Origin of the sequence: Streptococcus sp. oral taxon 056 str. F0418 (assembly GCF_000220065.1) — a bacterium.
In the GTDB taxonomy this organism is placed as follows: Bacteria; Bacillota; Bacilli; order Lactobacillales; family Streptococcaceae; genus Streptococcus.
In genome coordinates, this window is sequence record NZ_AFQU01000001.1 from 47769 (window position 1) to 66763 (window position 18995).

Sequence of the window (18995 nt, forward strand, 5' to 3'; positions counted from 1 at the left end):
GGAGAAAATGGAGAAACAACATTCCTTTGCTCGCTTATGGAGCTATTTGAAACATTATAAAATGTCTGTTATCCTAGCTGTTTTTCTAAAGATTATGAGTGTTATCATGAGTGTATTAGAACCCTTCGTTTTAGGGCTTGCAATTACGGAGTTGACTCATAATCTTTTAGACATGGCTAATGGAGTTGTAGGTGCAAAGATTAACGTAAATTATGTTGGATGGGTGATGGTCATGTATTCCATCCGTGCGCTTTTTTATGAATTAGGCGCCTACTATTCAAATTATTTTATGACAAACGCTGTGCAATGTACAATCCGAGATTTGCGCAATGAACTGAGTGAAAAGATTAATCGGATTCCTGTTTCTTATTTTGATAAGCATCAGTTTGGAGATTTATTGGGACGTTTTACAAATGATGTGGATACTGTATCAAACGCCCTGCAGCAGATTTTTCTTCAGGTTGTTAATGCTGTTTTTACAATTGCTTTAGTGATGTTTATGGTCATCTATCTAAACTTTTCTCTGGCGATTGTTGTTATTATAAGTATCCCTTTAACCTACCTTGCAGCAAATACTATTTTAAAAAAATCTCAGCCTTATTTTAAGAAACAGGCTGAAATTCTCGGTGCTATGAACGGATTTGTACAAGAGAATTTAAGTGGTTTTAATGTTTTAAAGTTATACGGTCGAGAAGAAGCTTCTAGTCATGATTTTGAGTCTATTACTCAAAATCTACAGGAAGTCGGCTTTAAAGCAAGTTTTATTTCTGGATTAATGATGCCAGTTCTACATGCTATTTCTGATTTGACTTATTTAATTGTGGCAGTAATGGGGGGATTGCAAGTTATTGCAGGCCAATTAACAATCGGAAATATGCAGGCATTTGTCCAATATGTTTGGCAAGTTAGCCAGCCAATTCAAAATCTAACTCAACTTGCAGGCCAATTACAAAGTGCCAAGTCTTCATTGGATCGGATTTTCCAAGTCTTAGATGAGACAGATGAAGTGAATGATGAGAGTGAAAGACTAGAGAATGACTTGACTGGTCAGGTTAGCTTTCAAGATGTGGACTTTCAGTATGTGGAAGATAAGCCTCTTATCCGTAATTTTAATCTAGAGGTCAAGCCGGGTGAGATGGTGGCCATTGTCGGTCCAACAGGAGCTGGTAAGACGACTCTGATCAATCTCCTCATGCGCTTTTATGATGTAACAAAAGGATCTATCAGTGTGGATGGTCACGATATCCGTCATCTTTCTCGTCAGGAATATCGAAAGCAATTTGGTATGGTTTTACAGGATGCTTGGCTTTATGAGGGAACTATCAAAGAAAATCTTCGTTTTGGTAACTTACAAGCTATGGATGAGGAAATCATTGAAGCTGCAAAAGCGGCTAATGTCGACCACTTTATCCGCACGCTACCAGGTGGTTACAATATGGAAATGAACCAAGAATCTAGTAATATCTCACTTGGCCAAAAACAGTTATTAACGATTGCTCGAGCGCTCTTAGCTGATCCTAAGATTTTGATTTTGGATGAGGCGACCTCATCTGTCGATACGCGATTGGAGCTTTTAATCCAGAAGGCAATGAAAACACTGATGCAAGGTCGTACAAGTTTTGTCATTGCTCACCGCCTATCTACTATTCAAGAAGCGGACAAGATTTTGGTTCTTAAAGACGGACAGATTATTGAACAAGGAAATCACGAGAGTCTGCTGGAGTCAAAAGGATTCTATTACGACCTTTACCAGAGCCAATTCTCCAAAGAAAGTTAATGAGGCTTTAGAATAGTAAACTGTTAAAACTTAAACGAAGCGAGGTATTCATGCCATTAACTAGCCAAATCATTTCAAGGGAATTTCCTGATTTAGATAAAGTAGAGAAGCTGAATTGTGAAGCATTTCCTCCAGAAGAAAGAGTAGCTATTAGTGAATTTCTTCGTTATACAAATGATGAACAGTCCCATTTCTTCGCATTTTACAATGAAGAAGAGTTTGTAGGTTTTGCTTTTGCAATTTACAATGAAAAATGCTTTTATATTAGCTTTTTTGCGGTTATGCCACATCTTCGAAGCCATGGTTATGGAGGAGAAATTATCCATAAACTGACTGATTTTTACCAAAAAACAATGGTTTTAGAAGTAGAGCGCTTAGATGAAGAGTGTGATAATTTAGAGCAGCGTCAAGCACGTATGGATTTTTATAAGAGAAATGGATTCAAAACAAGTAATGCTTTTCTAGAATATGACGGTCTAAGTTTTGAAATTTTGTATTTGGGTGATCATTTCGATGAGGAAGCCTATCGAGATATTTTTCATATGCTCCAAGAGAAGAACTTTTTTGAATTTGAAATTAAGTATAGAAGATTTAGCGATGCGTAAATAAAGAAAACCTCTGAGCTATTTTCAGAGGTTTTTGTCTGAATGTAGTTGTCTTTTTTAGGATTGATTCATTCTTGATTTTACTTATTTTGCAAAATTAAATATTTTTGTTATAATGTGAAAATGTTATAAAAAAGAGGAGATGTTATGATAAAAAAAGGTGCCCTAACAGGTTTGCTCTTATTTGGAATATTTTTTGGTGCTGGAAATTTGATTTTTCCACCTTCTTTGGGAGTTCAGTCAGGTCCAAACTTTTGGCCAGCTATTGGCGGATTTGTTTTGTCTGGTGTTGGGATCGCTGTGTTAACTTTGGTTATTGGAACACTTAATCCTAAGGGATACATTCATGAGATTTCTCAGAAAATTGCGCCCTGGTTTGCTATCGTCTATCTGGTTGCTCTCTATTTGTCCATTGGTCCCTTCTTTGCCATTCCGAGGACTGCAACAGTAGCCTACGAAGTTGGGATATCTCCTTTACTTCCTAAATATACGACTGGTCTTGGTTTGATTGTTTTTACGACAATTTATTTTGTTGCCGCCTATCTGATTTCTTTAAATCCTTCAAAGTTATTGGATCGAATCGGTCGGATTTTGACACCAGTTTTTGCGATTCTGATTATTATTTTAATTATACTTGGCGCTTTTAAATATGGATCTGAGGCAACTCAGCAGGCTTCAGCTGCCTATTCTATATCAGCCTTCGGTCAGGGATTTTTAGAAGGGTACAATACTTTAGATGCTTTAGCAGCAGTTGCTTTTAGTGTGATTGCGGTCACGACTTTAAATCAATTAGGTTTTAAAAATAAAAAGAATATATCTCAACGATTTGGGTTGTTGGTTTAATTGTTGCTCTAGCCTTTAGTGCGATGTATATAGGCTTGGGTTTCTTGGGGAATCATTTCCCAGTTCCAGCTGAGGTAATTGCAAAAGGCAATCCTGGCGTTTATGTTCTCTCCCAAGCCACACAGGCTATTTTTGGCTCTACAGCTCAGATCTTTTTGGCGATTATGGTAACAATGACTTGTTTCACAACAACTGTTGGTTTAATTGTTTCAACAGGAGAGTTCTTTAACAATACTTTCCCGAAAGTCTCTTATAAAACTTATGCCACTATCTTTACATTGATTGGTTATGCCATTGCAAATCTTGGCTTGAATGCTATCATTCAATACTCAGTGCCTGTTTTACAGATCCTTTATCCAGTTACGATAGTGATTGTGATGATTGTTATTGTAAATAAATTCTTAGCTTTATCAAAAATTGGTATGCAGCTGACAGTTGTGCTGGTAACTTTAGTTGCTTTTGCAAATATTTTAGGCCCCTTATTTAAAGTACAGGTGGTTATGAATGCTGTTAATGCTTTACCATTTGCACAAGCTTCTTTACCTTGGCTGGTTCCAGCCCTTTTAGGAATCATTTTGTCACTTCTTTTACCTGATAAACAAAAAAGTGATTCTTTTGAAATGATCTAGAGTATAATCCTCAAGTATTTTTGTGACTTGGGGGTTTTATTTGTTTCCAGCTCTTGTTGAAGTATTTTTGTATAACAAAGTTCTAGTGAATAGCTTCTTTTAGAACAGTTAAGATATATTTATGAAACCGCTTTTTATTTTCTTTAAGGAAGTGTGAATTTAAAGAATGAAAAATAAGAAAAGTTTGATTTTAATCCTTGCTTCTTTATCTTTTCTTTCTATTGCCTTTTATTTCATTATAATTCCTAGAGATTCTCTTCAAAAAGGCCCCATATATGAGCTGTAAGAAAAGAAAGGTTTTGTTTATGTTGAAAGTCGTTATCATAGCGGTAGATGGATTGATTTTAAAAATAAAGAGGCTTTTGTAAATGACCAGTATCTTATAAAAACGGAAAAGTATATGATATCGTTGAGGAAAAAGAAGCAATGGCTCAATTTGATCAGCTTTTTTTAGATGAATTTTCATTTATCTTGTCTCACCCTAAGTTGTCGAGCGATTAAATATTTATAGAAAATTATCAGATCGCACTTTCAGCAGATAAAGTGATCAATAAGGGTCTGCTGAAGGAAAGGCATATACCAAAACTTGAACGACTTTATTAAATTTATCAAGATAGTTTTAAAAAAGTGAGGATTAGCTTTAATAAAGAAAATTTACCTGCGAAAGTTGAACTTTATTATGAGGGTGAAAATGGCCTAGCTTGGTATACCTGGCGGACCTATTCCTATCCTTAATACCTTGTAGAATGGAATAAAGAATATGAATCACAAAAGAAAGCAGAGGAATCCTAAAATGAATAAAAAAGTTCTGTTTTTTTAAGGTTAGTTCTTTATCAAGATATCAAATTCAAGTTTTTTCAAATCGATCTCCCTATTTTTAGGGGGATTTTTATTTTATACTAGAGTCAGAAATTGATAGAGAGGTTTTTGAAATGGCAACAAGTTTTTTGTTCTTTATTTCTGTTTTTCTGGCGGGGATTCTATCTTTTTTCTCGCCCTGTATTTTACCGCTTATGCCAGTCTATGTAGGAATTCTGCTGGATTCGGATAAGCCGAAAACAGTTCGGTTTATGGGAAAGGACATTTCCTGGTATGGCTTAGCTAAGACGCTCTGCTTTATAGCTGGCTTATCAACTGTATTCTTAGTTTTGGGCTACGGAGCTGGTGCTTTGGGGCAAGTCCTCTATGCCCCTTGGTTTCGCTATGTTCTGGGCGGGATTGTCATTCTACTGGGAATCCACCAGATGGGACTTATCAATATCCAACAACTGCAAAAGCAAAAGAGCATTCAACTTAAAAAGAATAGTAAAAGAAGTGACTTTCTTAATGCTTTTCTCTTGGGGATTACCTTTAGCTTTGGTTGGACACCTTGTGTAGGACCAGTCCTAAGTTCTGTTTTAGCTATTGCGGCTTCTGGAGGTAATGGTGCTTTGCAAGGTGGTTTGCTCATGCTAGTCTATACTTTGGGATTATCGCTTCCTTTTTTAGCAATGGCATTGGCTTCCAGTTGGGTATTACAACGCTTTTCTAAACTAAAACCTTATATGGGAGCTCTCAAAAAGATCGGTGGTGCTCTCATTATACTTATGGGAATTTTGCTGATGCTTGGGAATCTAAACGCTTTAGCATCATTATTTGGATAAATATTATATAATTAAAGGAGACTTATCATGAAAAAAATCGCTTCACTTACAATCGCTGCACTTAGTATCTTTGTCCTAGCTGCCTGTTCTAGTCAAAAATCAGATTCTGATATGAAGAAGATGGATGACAGCAGCATGATGAAGAAAGAGGATATGAAAGACTCCAGCAAGTCTGATGATAAAATGAAAAAGGATGATATGAAGGACTCTTCTATGATGTCCGACAGCAAGTCTGATATGAAAGATGATATGAAAAAGGATGAAATGAAGTCCAGCGAGTCAGATATGAAGGATGATATGAAAGATTCATCCGAAATGTCATCTGATAAATAAAAACTAAATGTAAAGAAGAGAAGTCGTCAGTCTTGTCGGCTTTCTCCTTATTTTGAGAGGAAAAAAGCTATGAAAAAAATTGCTGTATTAACTCTGAGTCTATTTTGCGCGGGATTGTTGGGAGCTTGTTCAAATCAGAAGATGGGATCAGAAGCTTCAAAAAACGACAAAAGCAGTATGGTGTCAAAGACTACTTCTGATCAATCTTCTAAGATGGCTAAAGACTTTAGTCTGCAGGGTGTGGATGGTAAAACTTACAAGCTATCTGATTTCAAAGGCAAGAAAGTCTATCTAAAATTTTGGGCTTCTTGGTGTTCTATCTGTCTATCCACACTTGGAGATACCAATGATTTGGCTAAGGAGCAGGAGGAAAAGGCCTATGTCGTCTTATCAGTTGTTTCTCCGACCTTTAATGGAGAAAAGTCAGCAGATGATTTTAAGAAATGGTATAAGTCTTTGGACTACAAAGACTTCCCGGTTCTGATGGATACCAAGGGGGAATTACTGAAAGAATACGGTATTCGCTCTTATCCATCTGCACTTTTCGTAGGCAGTGACGGTTCTCTTGCCAAGACACACATTGGCTACATGAGCAAGGAAGATATTGAGAAAACACTGAAAGAAATCAAGTAGAAAGGAGCAATGAACATGGGAGGAAAATGGAAAATTTTTCTGGTTATCCTTAGCTTGTTTATCTGCTTTGGACTCGTCTATGTGATTGCAGGACATAGCAATCAGTCATCTCCTGAACAGATTAAGAAAGCTTCAATGAGTAAGACAGAAGTAGTAAAGAAAAAGAAAGAAGATGTTAAAGAAGCTGATAAGCGTGTAATCTATCTGGCAGGTGGTTGTTTCTGGGGTGTAGAAGAGTATTTCTCTAGAGTATCAGGTGTCATTGATGCTGAGTCCGGCTATGCAAATGGTAAGGGTGACACGACCAAATATGAATTAGTTTCCCAAACTGGTCATGCTGAGACGGTAAAAATCACCTATAATGTTAAAAAGATATCTCTCAAAGAAATCTTACTTCATTATTTCCGTATTATTGATCCAACATCTAAAAATAAACAAGGTAATGATCAAGGTACACAATATCGGACAGGTGTTTATTATAAGGATGAAGCTGATTTGAATACCATCAATCAAGTTTTTGATGAAGTGGCTAAGAAGTACGATAAACCTCTAGCTGTTGAGAAAGAACCATTAAAAAACTATGTTAAGGCTGAAAACTATCATCAGGATTACCTAAAAAAGAATCCTAATGGATATTGCCATATTGATGTTAATCAAGCCACCTACCCTGTTATTGATGCTAGTCGTTATACTAAGCCCAGTGATGAAGAGATTAAGTCCAAGCTCTCTCCTGAAGAATACGCAGTCACACAAAAGAATGACACAGAGCGGGCCTTTTCTAACCGCTACTGGGATAAGTTCGATGCTGGTATCTACGTGGATGTGGTGACAGGCGAACCTCTCTTTTCATCAAAGGATAAGTTTGACTCAGGCTGCGGTTGGCCGAGTTTCACACACCCTATCAGTCCAGATGTTGCGACTTACAAAGAAGATAAGAGTTTCAACATGACACGGACAGAAGTTCGCAGTCGGGTTGGAAATTCACATCTGGGCCATGTTTTCACAGACGGTCCTAAGGACAAGGGCGGCTTGCGCTATTGCATCAATAGTTTGTCCATTAAGTTCATTCCAAAAGCTGAGATGGAGGAGAAGGGCTACGGTTATCTGTTGGATTATGTTTAAGAGCATTTTGATTGAAAATTTGCTATAATAAATCCAGTAAAAATAAGGAGTTGAATCTTGTGTATTCAATTATGATTGTAGAGGATGAATATCTGGTAAGACAGGGAATTACATCCTTGGTAAACTATGAGCAGTTTGGTATGCAAGTCATTGCCCAGGCTGAAAATGGAATAGAAGCTTGGAAGAAATTTCAGGAAAATCCTGCTGATGTCCTGTTGACCGATATCAATATGCCACAGATGAACGGCCTTGAACTAGCCAAGCTAGTCAGAGAGCAGGCTCCTAGCTGCCATATCGTTTTTCTGACAGGCTATGATGACTTTGACTATGCTCGGACGGCCATTAAGCTAGGTGCAGATGACTATCTTCTCAAGCCATTTTCCAAGGATGATGTTGAGGAGATGTTGGCCAAGGTGCAGACCATACTTGACAAGGAACGAAAAAAAGCCCAGATTCAAAACTTGGTCGATCAGGGGCAGCGCTCTGAGATGGAAGAAGCTATTCACGCGCGTCTTGCTGATTCAGAGTTAAGTCTGAAAAGTTTAGCTTTCCAATTGGGGTTTAGTCCGTCCTACCTAAGTGTTCTTATCAAAAAAGAATTAGGCTTGCCTTTTCAGGATTATCTGATCCAAGAGCGTATAAAAAAAGCAAAACTCTTACTCTTGACCACAGATTTGAAGATTTACGAAATAGCAGAGCAGGTAGGTTTTGAAGATATGAATTATTTTTCTCAGCGCTTCAAGCAGGTTGTTGGGCTGACACCTCGGCAGTTTAAAAAAGGAGAGGAGAAATGAAACGATATCCGCTTCTTATCCAGTTGATTGTCTATATTTTTCTGCTGGTCCTTTTACTCTTGGGGTTTGTTGGGAGTCTTTACTATCAGACTAGCTCGCAGACTATTCGGCAGCTGACAGAGCGGACAACGCGCAATAGTATGGAGCAAAGCGGGCAGTTCATTGCTTCCTATTTGCAAAAATTAAAACAAACCACCTCCACACTGAGTAAGGAAGAAACGATTCGTAAGTTTGCTCAGAATCAAGAAAGCAGCGAAACGTCAGTTCAGACTTTGATGAAAACCATTATTGAGACAGATCCGGATTTGGTGTCGGCAGTTTTGGTTACCAAGGACGGGCGCGTGGTCTCGACAGATTCTCAAATCAGTATGCAGACATCTTCTGATATGATGAATGAAAAATGGTATCAGGAAGCTGTTCATACCAAAGCCATGCCTGTCTTGACTCCTGCTCGCAAGGAGTCTCTATCATCTGAGAAAGAGAAGTGGGTTGTTTCCGTTACTCAGGAAGTAGTGGATGAAGCAGGGCAGAATCTCGGTGTTTTACGTTTGGATATCGGCTATAAGAGTCTCAAAGCCTATCTGGATCGGCTTCAGCTAGGGAAGAAAGGCTTTAGCTTTATTGTTAATAGCCAGCATGAATTTGTCTATCATCCTAAGAAGACTGTTTATTCATCCAGTCAGGAAATGAAAGCTATGCAGCCCTATATCTCGGTCAAGGATGGTTACGCAGACCAGAAGCAGGCTTTTGTCTACCAGATTGATATTGCGGATAGCGACTGGACTTTAATTGGCGTCGCCTCATTAGAGCAATTACAGATGCTTCAGTCACAAATGCTTTATTCTTTTGTGGGAATGGGCATTTTAGCACTCCTGATGTGCTTGACTGGTATTTGGTTTGTCCTACGTTTGTGGATTAAGCCTCTCCAGAATCTACAAGCTGTCATTCTGAAGATTGGGGCAGGTGACTCAAATTTACGGGCAGAAGAAAAAGGTTCTCCAGAGTTAGTTGATTTAGCTCAGCAGTTCAATAAAATGCTGGAGCAAATCAAACAACTAATGGAAGCTGTCAAGACAGAAGAACAAAACGTTCGTCGTTATGAGCTCCGAGCTCTCTCAGCTCAAATTAATCCCCATTTCCTTTATAATACCTTAGATACGATTGTCTGGATGGCTGAGTTTAATGATAGCAAGCGTGTTGTTGAGGTAACAAAATCACTCGCCCAGTATTTCCGCTTGGCGCTCAATCAAGGACATGAACAAATTTCTCTTAGAGATGAGATTGATCACGTTCGTCAGTATCTTTTTATCCAGAAGCAACGCTATGGTGACAAGCTCCAGTATGCGATTGAAGAGGATGAATCTCTAGCTGATTATAAATTGCCTAAGCTGGTGCTACAGCCTTTGGTTGAAAATGCCATCTACCATGGTATCAAGGAAATTGACCGACAAGGCATGATTCGAGTGACATCGGCAGTAGAAGAGGGGCAGCTGATATTATCTATCTATGATAACGGCCGTGGCATTGAACTTCAAAAATCAGTGGATAAGACTCTCCTTCGCTTAGGTGGTGTTGGTCTGAAAAATGTCAATCAACGTTTGAAACTGCAGTTTGGAGAAGACTATCATATGGAAATCCAGTCGAAGCAAGATATCTTTACTCTGATCAAAATATATTTGCCACTATCCTATGATAAATAGTAGTTAATTGAATAAAATAACTTATAGCCGGAGAGAGTTTTTCCGGCTTTTTCTGTTTAATACTTTCTAATTAAAATTCATCATTTTGTTAGTACGAAAATGATAACAAAAAATACCGTAGCAAATTTGTGAAAAATAATCCGCTTTCATTTATAATGGTTTATAGGATTAGTAGAACTCCGTTCAGAAGAAAACGAATAGAGTTATTGTGAAAACCATTTTTCACCTCTGATATGTATGATAAATAAAAAAGAAGGATTGAATATGCAAACATTTCTTTTCTCAGTTTCAGTATTTTTAGCAGGAGTACTTTCATTTTTCTCTCCCTGTATTTTTCCCCTACTTCCGGTTTACATCGGAATCTTATTAGATTCAGAGGATAAACCCAGAACAGTTCGATTTTTGGGTAGAGAAATTGCCTGGTATGGACTTGTTAAGACTCTCTGTTTTATTGCGGGAATATCATGTGTTTTCTTCATTTTAGGATTTGGGGCGGGTTTTTTAGGAGCAATTATTCATTCATCTTGGTTCCGCTATGTTATGGGAATCATCATTATCCTACTTGGTGTCCACCAAATGGAACTAATCAATATTAAACCCTTGCAAATGCAAAAAAATGTCGCTTTTAAAAAAGATAGTAAACGCAACGAGTTTCTCTCGGCATTTGTATTGGGAATTACTTTTAGTTTTGGTTGGACTCCATGTATTGGTCCTATTCTAAGTTCTGTCTTAGCACTGGCTGCTTCAGGAGGGAATGGTGCTTTTCAAGGCGCAATTCTGACCTTGGTTTACACTTTAGGAATGGCCCTACCTTTTCTAATTTTAGCATTGGCATCTAGCTTTGTGATGCAGTATTTTAATAAAATTAAACCTTATATGGGGCTTCTGAAAAAAATCGGTGGTGCTATTATTATTCTGATGGGGATCTTGCTCATGCTTGGACAGTTGAACGCCTTGTCTGGTTTATTTGGATAAGTGGAAATATCCTAAATGTTTTAGATGTTTTTAGGAATGATAGTTTCTAATAAAAGGAGAAAGTGATGAAAAAATATTTAACTTTTGGTGTTGGTTTGTTAGCTGCAGTGTTTTTAACTGCTTGTTCTGATCAGATGGGAATGGACACAAAAAGCGGTAGTAATCAAGCTACTCAGAATACTGTTGGTCAGATAGCAGTTGGACAGGAAGCTCCTGACTTTACATTGAAATCAATGGATGGAAAAACAGTCAAATTGTCTGATTATAAAGGGAAAAAAGTTTATTTGAAATTCTGGGCATCTTGGTGTGGACCGTGTAAGAAAAGTATGCCCGAACTGATAGAATTGGCTGGGAAAAAAGATCGTGATTTCGAAATTTTAAGTGTCATTGCCCCAGGAATCCAGGGTGAAAAGTCCGAAACAGACTTCCCAAAATGGTACGAACAACAAGGCTATAAAGATGTCCCGGTATTATATGATAGCCAAGCAACTACCTTCCAGGCCTATCAAATCAGAAGTATTCCAACAGAAATTCTCATTGATAGTCAAGGAAAAATTGGTAAAATTCAATTTGGAGCTATCAGCAATGAAGATGCTGAAGCAGCCTTTAAGGAAATGAGGTAAATAAATATAAAAGTATTGATAAAATGCCTATAAGATGTCAAAAGACATCATAGGGGGCGACTCTTTTGTAAAAAAAATCGAGCCTGAGATAAAATCTCAAACTCGTTTTTTTTATGCACTTGCACCTGATGATGCGTCAGCATCTCCACTGTGACCAGCATCTCCATGACCTCCAGCATCTGAAGCGCCAGAAGTAGCATCTGCGTCTCCATGACCTCCAGCAGGAGCAAATGGTCCGCTGCCTCCAACCAAACGTTGACCAGTTTCTTTTAAGTACCAGTCGAGCCATGGTTGGAAGTTAAAGACGATTTCGTTGATACCTGCGTATGATCCGTCAGGATAGTACATAGCTTGGTAGTTGTGAGTGTTGATGACACCAGCAGGAGAACCTGGAACAATGGTACGTACATATTCTTGGTTTCCATTGCGTAGCGTTCCGATAACCCACTCTACATTCTTCATACGTGCTGGTGGAAGAGAACCATGAACAGTTGACATACGGTTACCTGATTGAGGTGGCACACGTTTAGCAAACATAGTATCTGGATCTTGATGAGCATTGTTATAGTAGAGGAATTGGTTGTTGTCGTCAGCGTATGTCAATTCAAATGGCATAGCCTTCAAGAACATATCAATCTGGTTAACAGTTAGTATACCATGGTCAAGTTTGACATAGGTATCACCAGAAACAGCGCCAGTGATTTCAGCAACTTTTTCTACCCATTCTGGATCATCCGGATCAACTTCTGTAATGGTTGTAGCGATTGGTTTTCCGCAATCTAAGTCTTCAGGTTCAATTGGTTTTGGTTTTTTCAATTTTGAAACCACCTCTACATATTTGATAAAGTTATCTAAGCATGATTCAAGGAATTTAACAGTACCTTCGTTAGTGATATTACCATTGTTGTCAAAGGCTTCTTTTGCTTTTCCAAGAAGGAATTCATTACCAGGCAATGTATAGGCATTGACACCTGGAGCGTCTAAGATTTTACGCAAGTGAACTTGAGCACGGGAAGTTCCTTGGTCGTAGTATGATGCACCCACAATCATGACAGGCTTGTTTTCAAATGGATGAACCTCGTAAGAGAGCCATTCTAAGACACTCTTCAAAGGAGCGCTGATAGTATGGTTATGCTCAGGTGTTGCGATGATGACTCCGTCTGCACGTGTGATTTTGTTATACAAATAACGCAATTGGAAGCTTTCATCCCATTTTTCATCCTGGTTAAACATTGGGACTTCATCGATTTCTAAGACTTCCAATTCAAATTTAAGTTTGAACTGGCGACGGATGAATTCCAATAATTTTCGGTTATATGATTGTTCGTAGTTTGATCCTACAATTCCAACAAATTTCATTCTTTCAGTCTCCTATCTTACAATTTTTCCCAGTCAAATTCTTCAGCATCTTTGCGAAGCAATTCTTGAGCGTTGCGCAATTTGTCAGTGATTTTGACAAAGATACGGAAGTCATCAAAGATAGCATCCAATTTTTTGACAACATCAAGATCCACCAAATCTCCGCTTGGGTCAAAAGCTTGAAGAGAATGTGAAAGCAGGAACTCGTCTGGAAGTACATTTGCCTTTATTTCTGGAGCGTTCAAAATTTGACGGAGCTGCAACTGGGCGCGAGAGGAACCAAGCGTACCATAAGAAGCACCAGTAATCATGACCGGCTTGTTCAGCAAGGGATAGATGCCATAAGAAAGCCAAGCTAGAGCATTCATGAGTACAGCTGGAATAGAGTGGTCGTACTCAGGTGTTCCAATGAGTACACCGTCTGCTGCATCGATTTTCTCGGCAATTTCTGATACTAACTCAGGCACGCTTCTATCTGCAGGTTTATTAAACATTGGGATATCTTTAATCTCTATCAGCTCGATTTCAGCCTTGTCAGCAAAGTGCTTAGACATATATTGAAGAAGTTGCCGGTTTGTGGAACGTTTAGAATTTGTTCCAACAATTGCGATAAGTTTTAACATAGTAGGTTCCTTTCTGGATTTAAGGTAAGATTTCTGGCGTGAGACCAGATGAATAAAAAAATTGATTATCTTCTGTAATAATGAAGGCTTCAATGTCATTTTCCTTTTCGACTTTTTCTAAGATAGAAGCTGGAGTCATCCCAAATAAACGAGTTGTCCATATCTCTCCATCGACTGATTTATCAGATACAATAGTTAGACTAGCTAGCTGATTATCGATTGGATAGCCTGTGTGTTGATCGAAAATATGGTGATAAACTCTGTCTTTAGTTTGAAGTTTTCTTTCATATATTCCTGATGTAACAACGGACTTATCCTGTAATGATAGTAAAGCCAGATTGTTTTCCCGAGGCAACTTCGGATTTTGGATACCGATGCGCCAGAATCGGTTGTTTACTTCATTCAAACCAATTGTTAGGATGTTTCCACCGAGATTAATGAGTGCAGAAGTCACTCCATGCTCTTTCAAAAATGTAGAAATTTTATCAGCGATGTAGCCTTTTGCAAGAGCACCTAAATCTATTTTCATGCCTGTCTGTTTCAAAAAGACACTAGATTTCTTTTTGTTTAATTCAATAAAATTAGGATTTGTTTTTGCTAAAGCTTGTTTAATCTCTTCAGATGTAGGTACTTTGGCATCTTCAAATCCGATTCGCCATGTTTGGACTAATGGGCCCAAGGCGATATTGAGATAACTATTTGGCGCGAGGCTATGTTTTTTTCCCAATTCAATCAATTCAAATAAATCAGGATGGACAATAACTGGCTGGATTCCAGCAGCGTGGTTAACTTTCATCAACTCGGAGTGTTCATCATTAGCACTAAAACGTTTCTCATATAATCTCAGAAGAGAAAAGGCTTGGTCTAAAAGATAATCAGCTTGTTTATGTAGAATCGAAATAGTGATAGTTGCTCCCATTAAGCGAATGGACCTAGAAGTGAGATCCACTTTTATCACAACCTTTCATATTTAATCTTTTATTCTTCTTTATTAGTATAACAAAAAGACAACGTTTTCACAAATGAAATTTTATATATTTTCAGAAAAAATGAACAATTTCGTTTTTATTCTATTTTCACAGTGGAACAAATTTGAAAAGCTTTTCAAATTTTTTTTAAATTTTGAGCATAATTCTTGTAAACGCTAACAGATGAATGTTATAATACACAAGTAAATTAAAAATAAAAGGTGGATTTATTCTATGAGTAAAATCGTTGTAGTTGGTGCAAACCATGCTGGTACTGCTTGTATCAATACTATGTTAGATAACTATGGTTCAGAAAATGAAATTGTTGTTTTTGACCAAAACTCAAATATCTCTTTCCTTGGCTGTGGTATGGCTCTTTGGATTGGAAAGCAAATTGATGGACCAGAAGGTTTATTCTACTCAGATAAGGAAAAACTAGAAGCAAAAGGTGCTAAAGTTTATATGAATGCTCCTGTTCTTTCTATTGATTATGATAAAAAGAAGTAACCGCTTTAGTAGATGGAAAAGAGCATGTAGAATCATACGAAAAGTTAATTTTTGCGACTGGATCTACTCCAATTATTCCGCCAATCAAAGGCGTTGAGCTTGTTGAGGGAAATAGAGAATTCAAGGCAACACTTGAAAATCTTCAGTTTGTAAAATTGTATCAAAATGCTGAAGAAGTTATCGAAAAACTACAAGATAAGAGCAAACACATTGAACGTGTAGCTGTTGTCGGTGGTGGCTATATTGGTGTTGAATTAGCTGAAGCTTTTGAACGTCTTGGAAAAGAAGTTGTATTAGTAGATATTGTAGATACTGTTTTAAATGGATACTACGATAAAGATTTTACAGAGATGATGGCTAAAAACCTTGAAGAGCACAATATCCGTCTTGCTCTTGAACAAACTGTTCAAGCGGTTGAAGGCGATGGCAAGGTTGAACGTTTGGTAACTGATAAAGAAACATTTGACGTTGATATGGTTGTACTTGCAGTTGGCTTCCGTCCAAACACATCTTTAGGAGCTGGCAAGATTGAATTATTCCGCAACGGTGCTTTCTTAGTAGATAAGAAGCAAGAAACTTCAATTCCTGGAGTCTTTGCGGTTGGTGATTGTGCAACTATCTATGATAATGCTCGTCAAGACACAAGCTACATCGCACTCGCTTCAAATGCTGTTCGTTCTGGTATTGTAGGTGCACATAATGCTTGTGGGCATGAATTAGAAGGAATCGGTGTACAAGGTTCTAATGGTATTTCAATCTATGGCCTTCATATGGTATCAACTGGTTTAACCCTCGAAAAAGCAAAGCAAGCTGGTTATAATGCTGTAGAAACAGGATTTAATGACCTTCAAAAACCAGAATTTATCAAACATGATAATCAAGAAGTTGCTATAAAAATTGTTTTTGATAAAGATACACGTGTGATTCTTGGTGCCCAAATGGTATCTCGCGATATTTCTATTTCTATGGGAATCCATATGTTCTCTTTAGCTATTCAAGAGCATGTAACGATCGATAAATTGGCATTGACAGATCTATTCTTCTTGCCACACTTTAACAAGCCATATAACTACATTACAATGGCAGCTCTATCAGCTGAATAAAATACAATATCAAAAGCTTATACTGCACGCCAAAAAGTTAGACAAATAATTTAAGTAAAGGATTTAGTTCTGTATTGCACAGGACTAAGTCCTTTTAGTTTGACCATAATTCGTTTATTGTTGTAATAGTCAATATAGTCTACAATAGTTTGTTTCAATTAATCAAGCGATTTAAACTTCTTCTCATAGCATAAAACATTTCGGATTTCAAAATACCAAAGAAGGACTCCATCATGCCATTATCTGGACTATTCCCCTTGCGTGACATGGATGGTTGAATTTATTTATCCTCTAAAAAATGATGATAAAAACCGTGTTGGTATTGCCATCCTTGATCGTTATGGAGAATTGCATTCTCGCAGTGTTTCTCTGTGAAGGCTTGTTTCAACATCATTTTTACTTGTGATAAGTTCGGTGATGTAGAAAGATTATAGGCGATAATTTCGCTATTATAGCCATCTAAAATTGGCAATAAATAGAGTTTTTGACTGCTTGCTGGGATGGCAAATTCTGTCACATCGGTGTAGCACTTTTCCATTTGCTTTGATGCTTCGAACTGGCGTTAAATGATGTTATTAGCTTTCTTGCCAATCTATCCTTGGTACAAAGAATACTTCCGTTTACGACGAATTCTAGCCGTTAAACCAAGGACTTTCATTAGACATTGAACCCTTTTATGATTGACCAAATAACCACGATTCCTTAATTCTAAAGGGATTTGACGATAGCCGTAATTCCCTTTATGCTCAGTAAAAATAGCTTGAATTTCAGATTTAATGTCATGATTTTTATCGCTTTTCTCTAGCTACTTCGGGTGGTAATAATAGGTTGAACGAGCTAGCTTAATAATCTTTAGAAGAATATCTAAAGCAAACTCTGTTACCAATCCTCAGACAATTTCCGTTTTTCTTCTTGCTCCTTTTCGTCCCTCAATCGGAGTTCTCTCAACTTTTTAGGATAGCATTCTCCGCTCTCAAGTACTCATTTTCTGCTTAAAGACGCTCTAGTTCTGCCATTTCTTCCCAAGTTTTCTTCCGTTTACGTCCCATTTTAGCTGGTCTCCCTCTTGTTTTCTCAACAGTAGTATAGCCGTTTTTCTTGTATAGTGCTAGCCAATTAGGAAGAATCTCACAATTTGGGAGAGCATATTCGAGAGAAACTCTATCTTAAGAACGACCTTCAATCGAGGCCTTATTAATGATTTCTTGTTTTAATTCTGGAGAGTAATAATGGTTTATCTCTTTTTTGACACTTTCTATTCCGTAGCGATCAATCAATCGGATTAAGTACTTAAGATTTGAAAGGTTAATCCCATATTTATCAGAAAGACGCTTGAAGCTGATTCCTTGTTTTCTTAGTCCATAGATTCGAACTTTATCCTCATAAGTTAATTTCATAATAAAACACCCCAAAAGTTAGATTTTTTCTGTCTAACTTTTGGGGCAGTACAATCGCTTATGAAAATTTTGTATTCGTTTTGAAACTAGATTTTTAGATAGTTGTCTGATATAATGTAAAATATAGAAAGGTGGTAGACAATCTAAATGATTATCTCGGTAATTGTTCCATGTTTCAATGAAGAAGAGTCTATCCCTTTGTTCTTTGAGGCAATGGAAGCAGTGAGGGATCAAATCTGTGACCGATTTGAATATATTTTTATAAATGATGGATCTACAGATCATACTTTGCCCATATTACGTAAATTTAGTAATAACTATACGAATGTACATTATATATCTTTTTCTCGTAATTTTGGAAAAGAAGCAGCTTTATATGCTGGCCTACAATGGGCAAGTGGGGATTTTGTGACTGTTATGGATGCTGACTTACAAGATCCACCAAAGCTACTAATTGAGATGAAAGCCATGCTGGACATGAATCCTGAATTGGACTGTATAGGTACCCGACGTACGACTCGTGAGGGCGAACCACCTATTCGGAGTTTTTTTGCTAATTTATTTTATAAACTGATTAATAAAATTAGTCAGGTGGAAATGGTAGATGGCGCACGTGATTTTCGCCTTATGCGTCGTCAAATGGTAGAAGCTGTTTTGGAAATATCAGAGTATAATCGTTTTTCCAAGGGTATTTTTGCTTGGGTAGGTTTTAACACGGAATATTTGGAATACAAAAATGTCGAGCGGGTGGCTGGCAAAACATCTTGGAATTTTTGGACTCTCTTCAACTATTCTTTAGAAGGGATTGTTAATTTCTCTGATGCACCACTCAATATTGCTTTTTTAGGTGGTATTCTGTCTTGGTGTTTAGCTTTTATCCTGATGGCTGTAATTATAGCTCGAACCTTGGTATTTGGTGATCCAACCTCTGGTTGGCCGTCACTCATGACTATCATTCTTCTTATTGGTGGTTTCCAACTGTTGACTATCGGCATCCTTGGTAAGTATATAGGTAAGATTTTTATGGAAACTAAGCATCGGCCTATTTATATTATAAAAGAGAAGAGTAAATAGATAATGAAAAAAACAACTTGGTTTTTACTTTTGGACTATTTTCATTTTTGGTATAATGTCTTTATTCTGTGTATATCCTCTAGCCAACGGTGATGAAGGATACCATTTATCAAAAAGTTACTTGATGTTTTCTTCAAGCAAACCAGTAACAATGTCGGAATCTCATCTTCGAGAAATAGAACTTACGGCTATTACTAGACTTAAGGATATATCGGTTCTTCAGTTTTACAAGGAGAAATTGGTGGATGTTGAAAAGGATGGAATTAGATTTCGTTTATTAACTGATC

General features: G+C 37.4%; 14 protein-coding genes and 3 pseudogenes. 13 read left to right on the forward strand and 4 right to left on the reverse strand.

The window, feature by feature from the left end; translation table 11 throughout:
* The first annotated feature begins 7 nt into the window (after positions 1-7).
* The 11 genes and pseudogenes from HMPREF9182_RS00280 (at position 8) to sdbB (ending at position 11677) form a co-directional block, all read left to right on the forward strand.
* Positions 8-1777: an ABC transporter ATP-binding protein gene (locus tag HMPREF9182_RS00280; RefSeq protein WP_009754958.1), complete on the forward strand. Its 1770-nt coding sequence runs from the start codon at positions 8-10 to the stop codon at positions 1775-1777.
* Positions 1778-1827: 50 nt separating this feature from the next.
* Entirely contained in the window at positions 1828-2382 is a 555-nt protein-coding gene (locus HMPREF9182_RS00285) for a GNAT family N-acetyltransferase (RefSeq protein WP_009443700.1), read from the forward strand.
* A gap of 147 nt (positions 2383-2529) precedes the next feature.
* Positions 2530-3854: pseudogene (gene brnQ, locus HMPREF9182_RS00290) on the forward strand (branched-chain amino acid transport system II carrier protein).
* A 932-nt stretch (positions 3855-4786) separates the two neighbouring features.
* Positions 4787-5497 (forward strand): thiol-disulfide oxidoreductase-associated membrane protein CcdA2, encoded by a 711-nt coding sequence (gene ccdA2, locus HMPREF9182_RS00300; RefSeq protein ID WP_009443063.1) that lies wholly within the window; start codon positions 4787-4789, stop codon positions 5495-5497.
* Between the two features lie 27 nt (positions 5498-5524).
* The gene (locus HMPREF9182_RS00305; protein WP_009754309.1) at positions 5525-5830 is read left to right on the forward strand and encodes a hypothetical protein; all 306 of its coding nucleotides are present in this window, start codon (positions 5525-5527) and stop codon (positions 5828-5830) included.
* A gap of 69 nt (positions 5831-5899) precedes the next feature.
* Positions 5900-6463 carry a redoxin domain-containing protein gene (locus tag HMPREF9182_RS00310; RefSeq protein WP_009443243.1) on the forward strand — a complete coding sequence of 188 codons (564 nt, stop codon included), beginning with the start codon at positions 5900-5902 and terminating at the stop codon, positions 6461-6463.
* 15 nt (positions 6464-6478) lie between these two features.
* Entirely contained in the window at positions 6479-7585 is a 1107-nt protein-coding gene (msrB, locus tag HMPREF9182_RS00315; RefSeq protein ID WP_009755086.1) for a peptide-methionine (R)-S-oxide reductase MsrB, read from the forward strand.
* A 59-nt stretch (positions 7586-7644) separates the two neighbouring features.
* Positions 7645-8379: a response regulator transcription factor gene (locus HMPREF9182_RS00320; protein WP_009755027.1), complete on the forward strand. Its 735-nt coding sequence runs from the start codon at positions 7645-7647 to the stop codon at positions 8377-8379.
* Positions 8376-10079, forward strand: coding sequence for a cache domain-containing sensor histidine kinase (locus HMPREF9182_RS00325; RefSeq protein WP_009443578.1), 1704 nt, complete (start codon positions 8376-8378; stop codon positions 10077-10079). Before HMPREF9182_RS00320 ends, HMPREF9182_RS00325 begins: the two co-directional genes overlap by 4 nt.
* 264 nt (positions 10080-10343) lie before the next feature.
* Positions 10344-11054 (forward strand): thiol-disulfide oxidoreductase-associated membrane protein CcdA2, encoded by a 711-nt coding sequence (gene ccdA2 / locus HMPREF9182_RS00330; RefSeq protein WP_037602409.1) that lies wholly within the window; start codon positions 10344-10346, stop codon positions 11052-11054.
* 65 nt (positions 11055-11119) lie between these two features.
* Positions 11120-11677, forward strand: coding sequence for a thiol-disulfide oxidoreductase-associated lipoprotein SdbB (gene sdbB / locus HMPREF9182_RS00335; protein WP_009754479.1), 558 nt, complete (start codon positions 11120-11122; stop codon positions 11675-11677).
* A 111-nt stretch (positions 11678-11788) separates the two neighbouring features.
* Here the strand turns inward: sdbB and HMPREF9182_RS00340 are convergent, their stop codons facing one another.
* Genes HMPREF9182_RS00340 through HMPREF9182_RS00350 form a run of 3 tightly spaced genes read right to left on the reverse strand, consistent with a single transcriptional unit; the run spans position 11789 to position 14608 of the window.
* Positions 11789-13036, reverse strand: a complete 1248-nt coding sequence (locus HMPREF9182_RS00340) for an NAD(P)H-dependent oxidoreductase (RefSeq protein WP_009754712.1) — start codon at positions 13034-13036, stop codon at positions 11789-11791.
* A gap of 17 nt (positions 13037-13053) precedes the next feature.
* Positions 13054-13659, reverse strand: coding sequence for an NADPH-dependent FMN reductase (locus HMPREF9182_RS00345; protein WP_009443594.1), 606 nt, complete (start codon positions 13657-13659; stop codon positions 13054-13056).
* 19 nt (positions 13660-13678) lie between these two features.
* Positions 13679-14608 (reverse strand): FAD:protein FMN transferase, encoded by a 930-nt coding sequence (locus HMPREF9182_RS00350; protein WP_218015420.1) that lies wholly within the window; start codon positions 14606-14608, stop codon positions 13679-13681.
* A gap of 253 nt (positions 14609-14861) precedes the next feature.
* Here HMPREF9182_RS00350 and nox point away from each other — a divergent pair.
* Positions 14862-16237, forward strand: a pseudogene (gene nox, locus HMPREF9182_RS00355) (H2O-forming NADH oxidase).
* A 50-nt stretch (positions 16238-16287) separates the two neighbouring features.
* Here nox and HMPREF9182_RS10190 read toward each other — a convergent pair.
* Positions 16288-17634, reverse strand: a pseudogene (locus HMPREF9182_RS10190) (IS3 family transposase).
* 147 nt (positions 17635-17781) lie between these two features.
* Between HMPREF9182_RS10190 and HMPREF9182_RS00370 the strand changes: the two are divergent.
* Positions 17782-18708 (forward strand): glycosyltransferase family 2 protein, encoded by a 927-nt coding sequence (locus HMPREF9182_RS00370; protein WP_009443487.1) that lies wholly within the window; start codon positions 17782-17784, stop codon positions 18706-18708.
* Positions 18709-18995 lie beyond the last annotated feature (287 nt).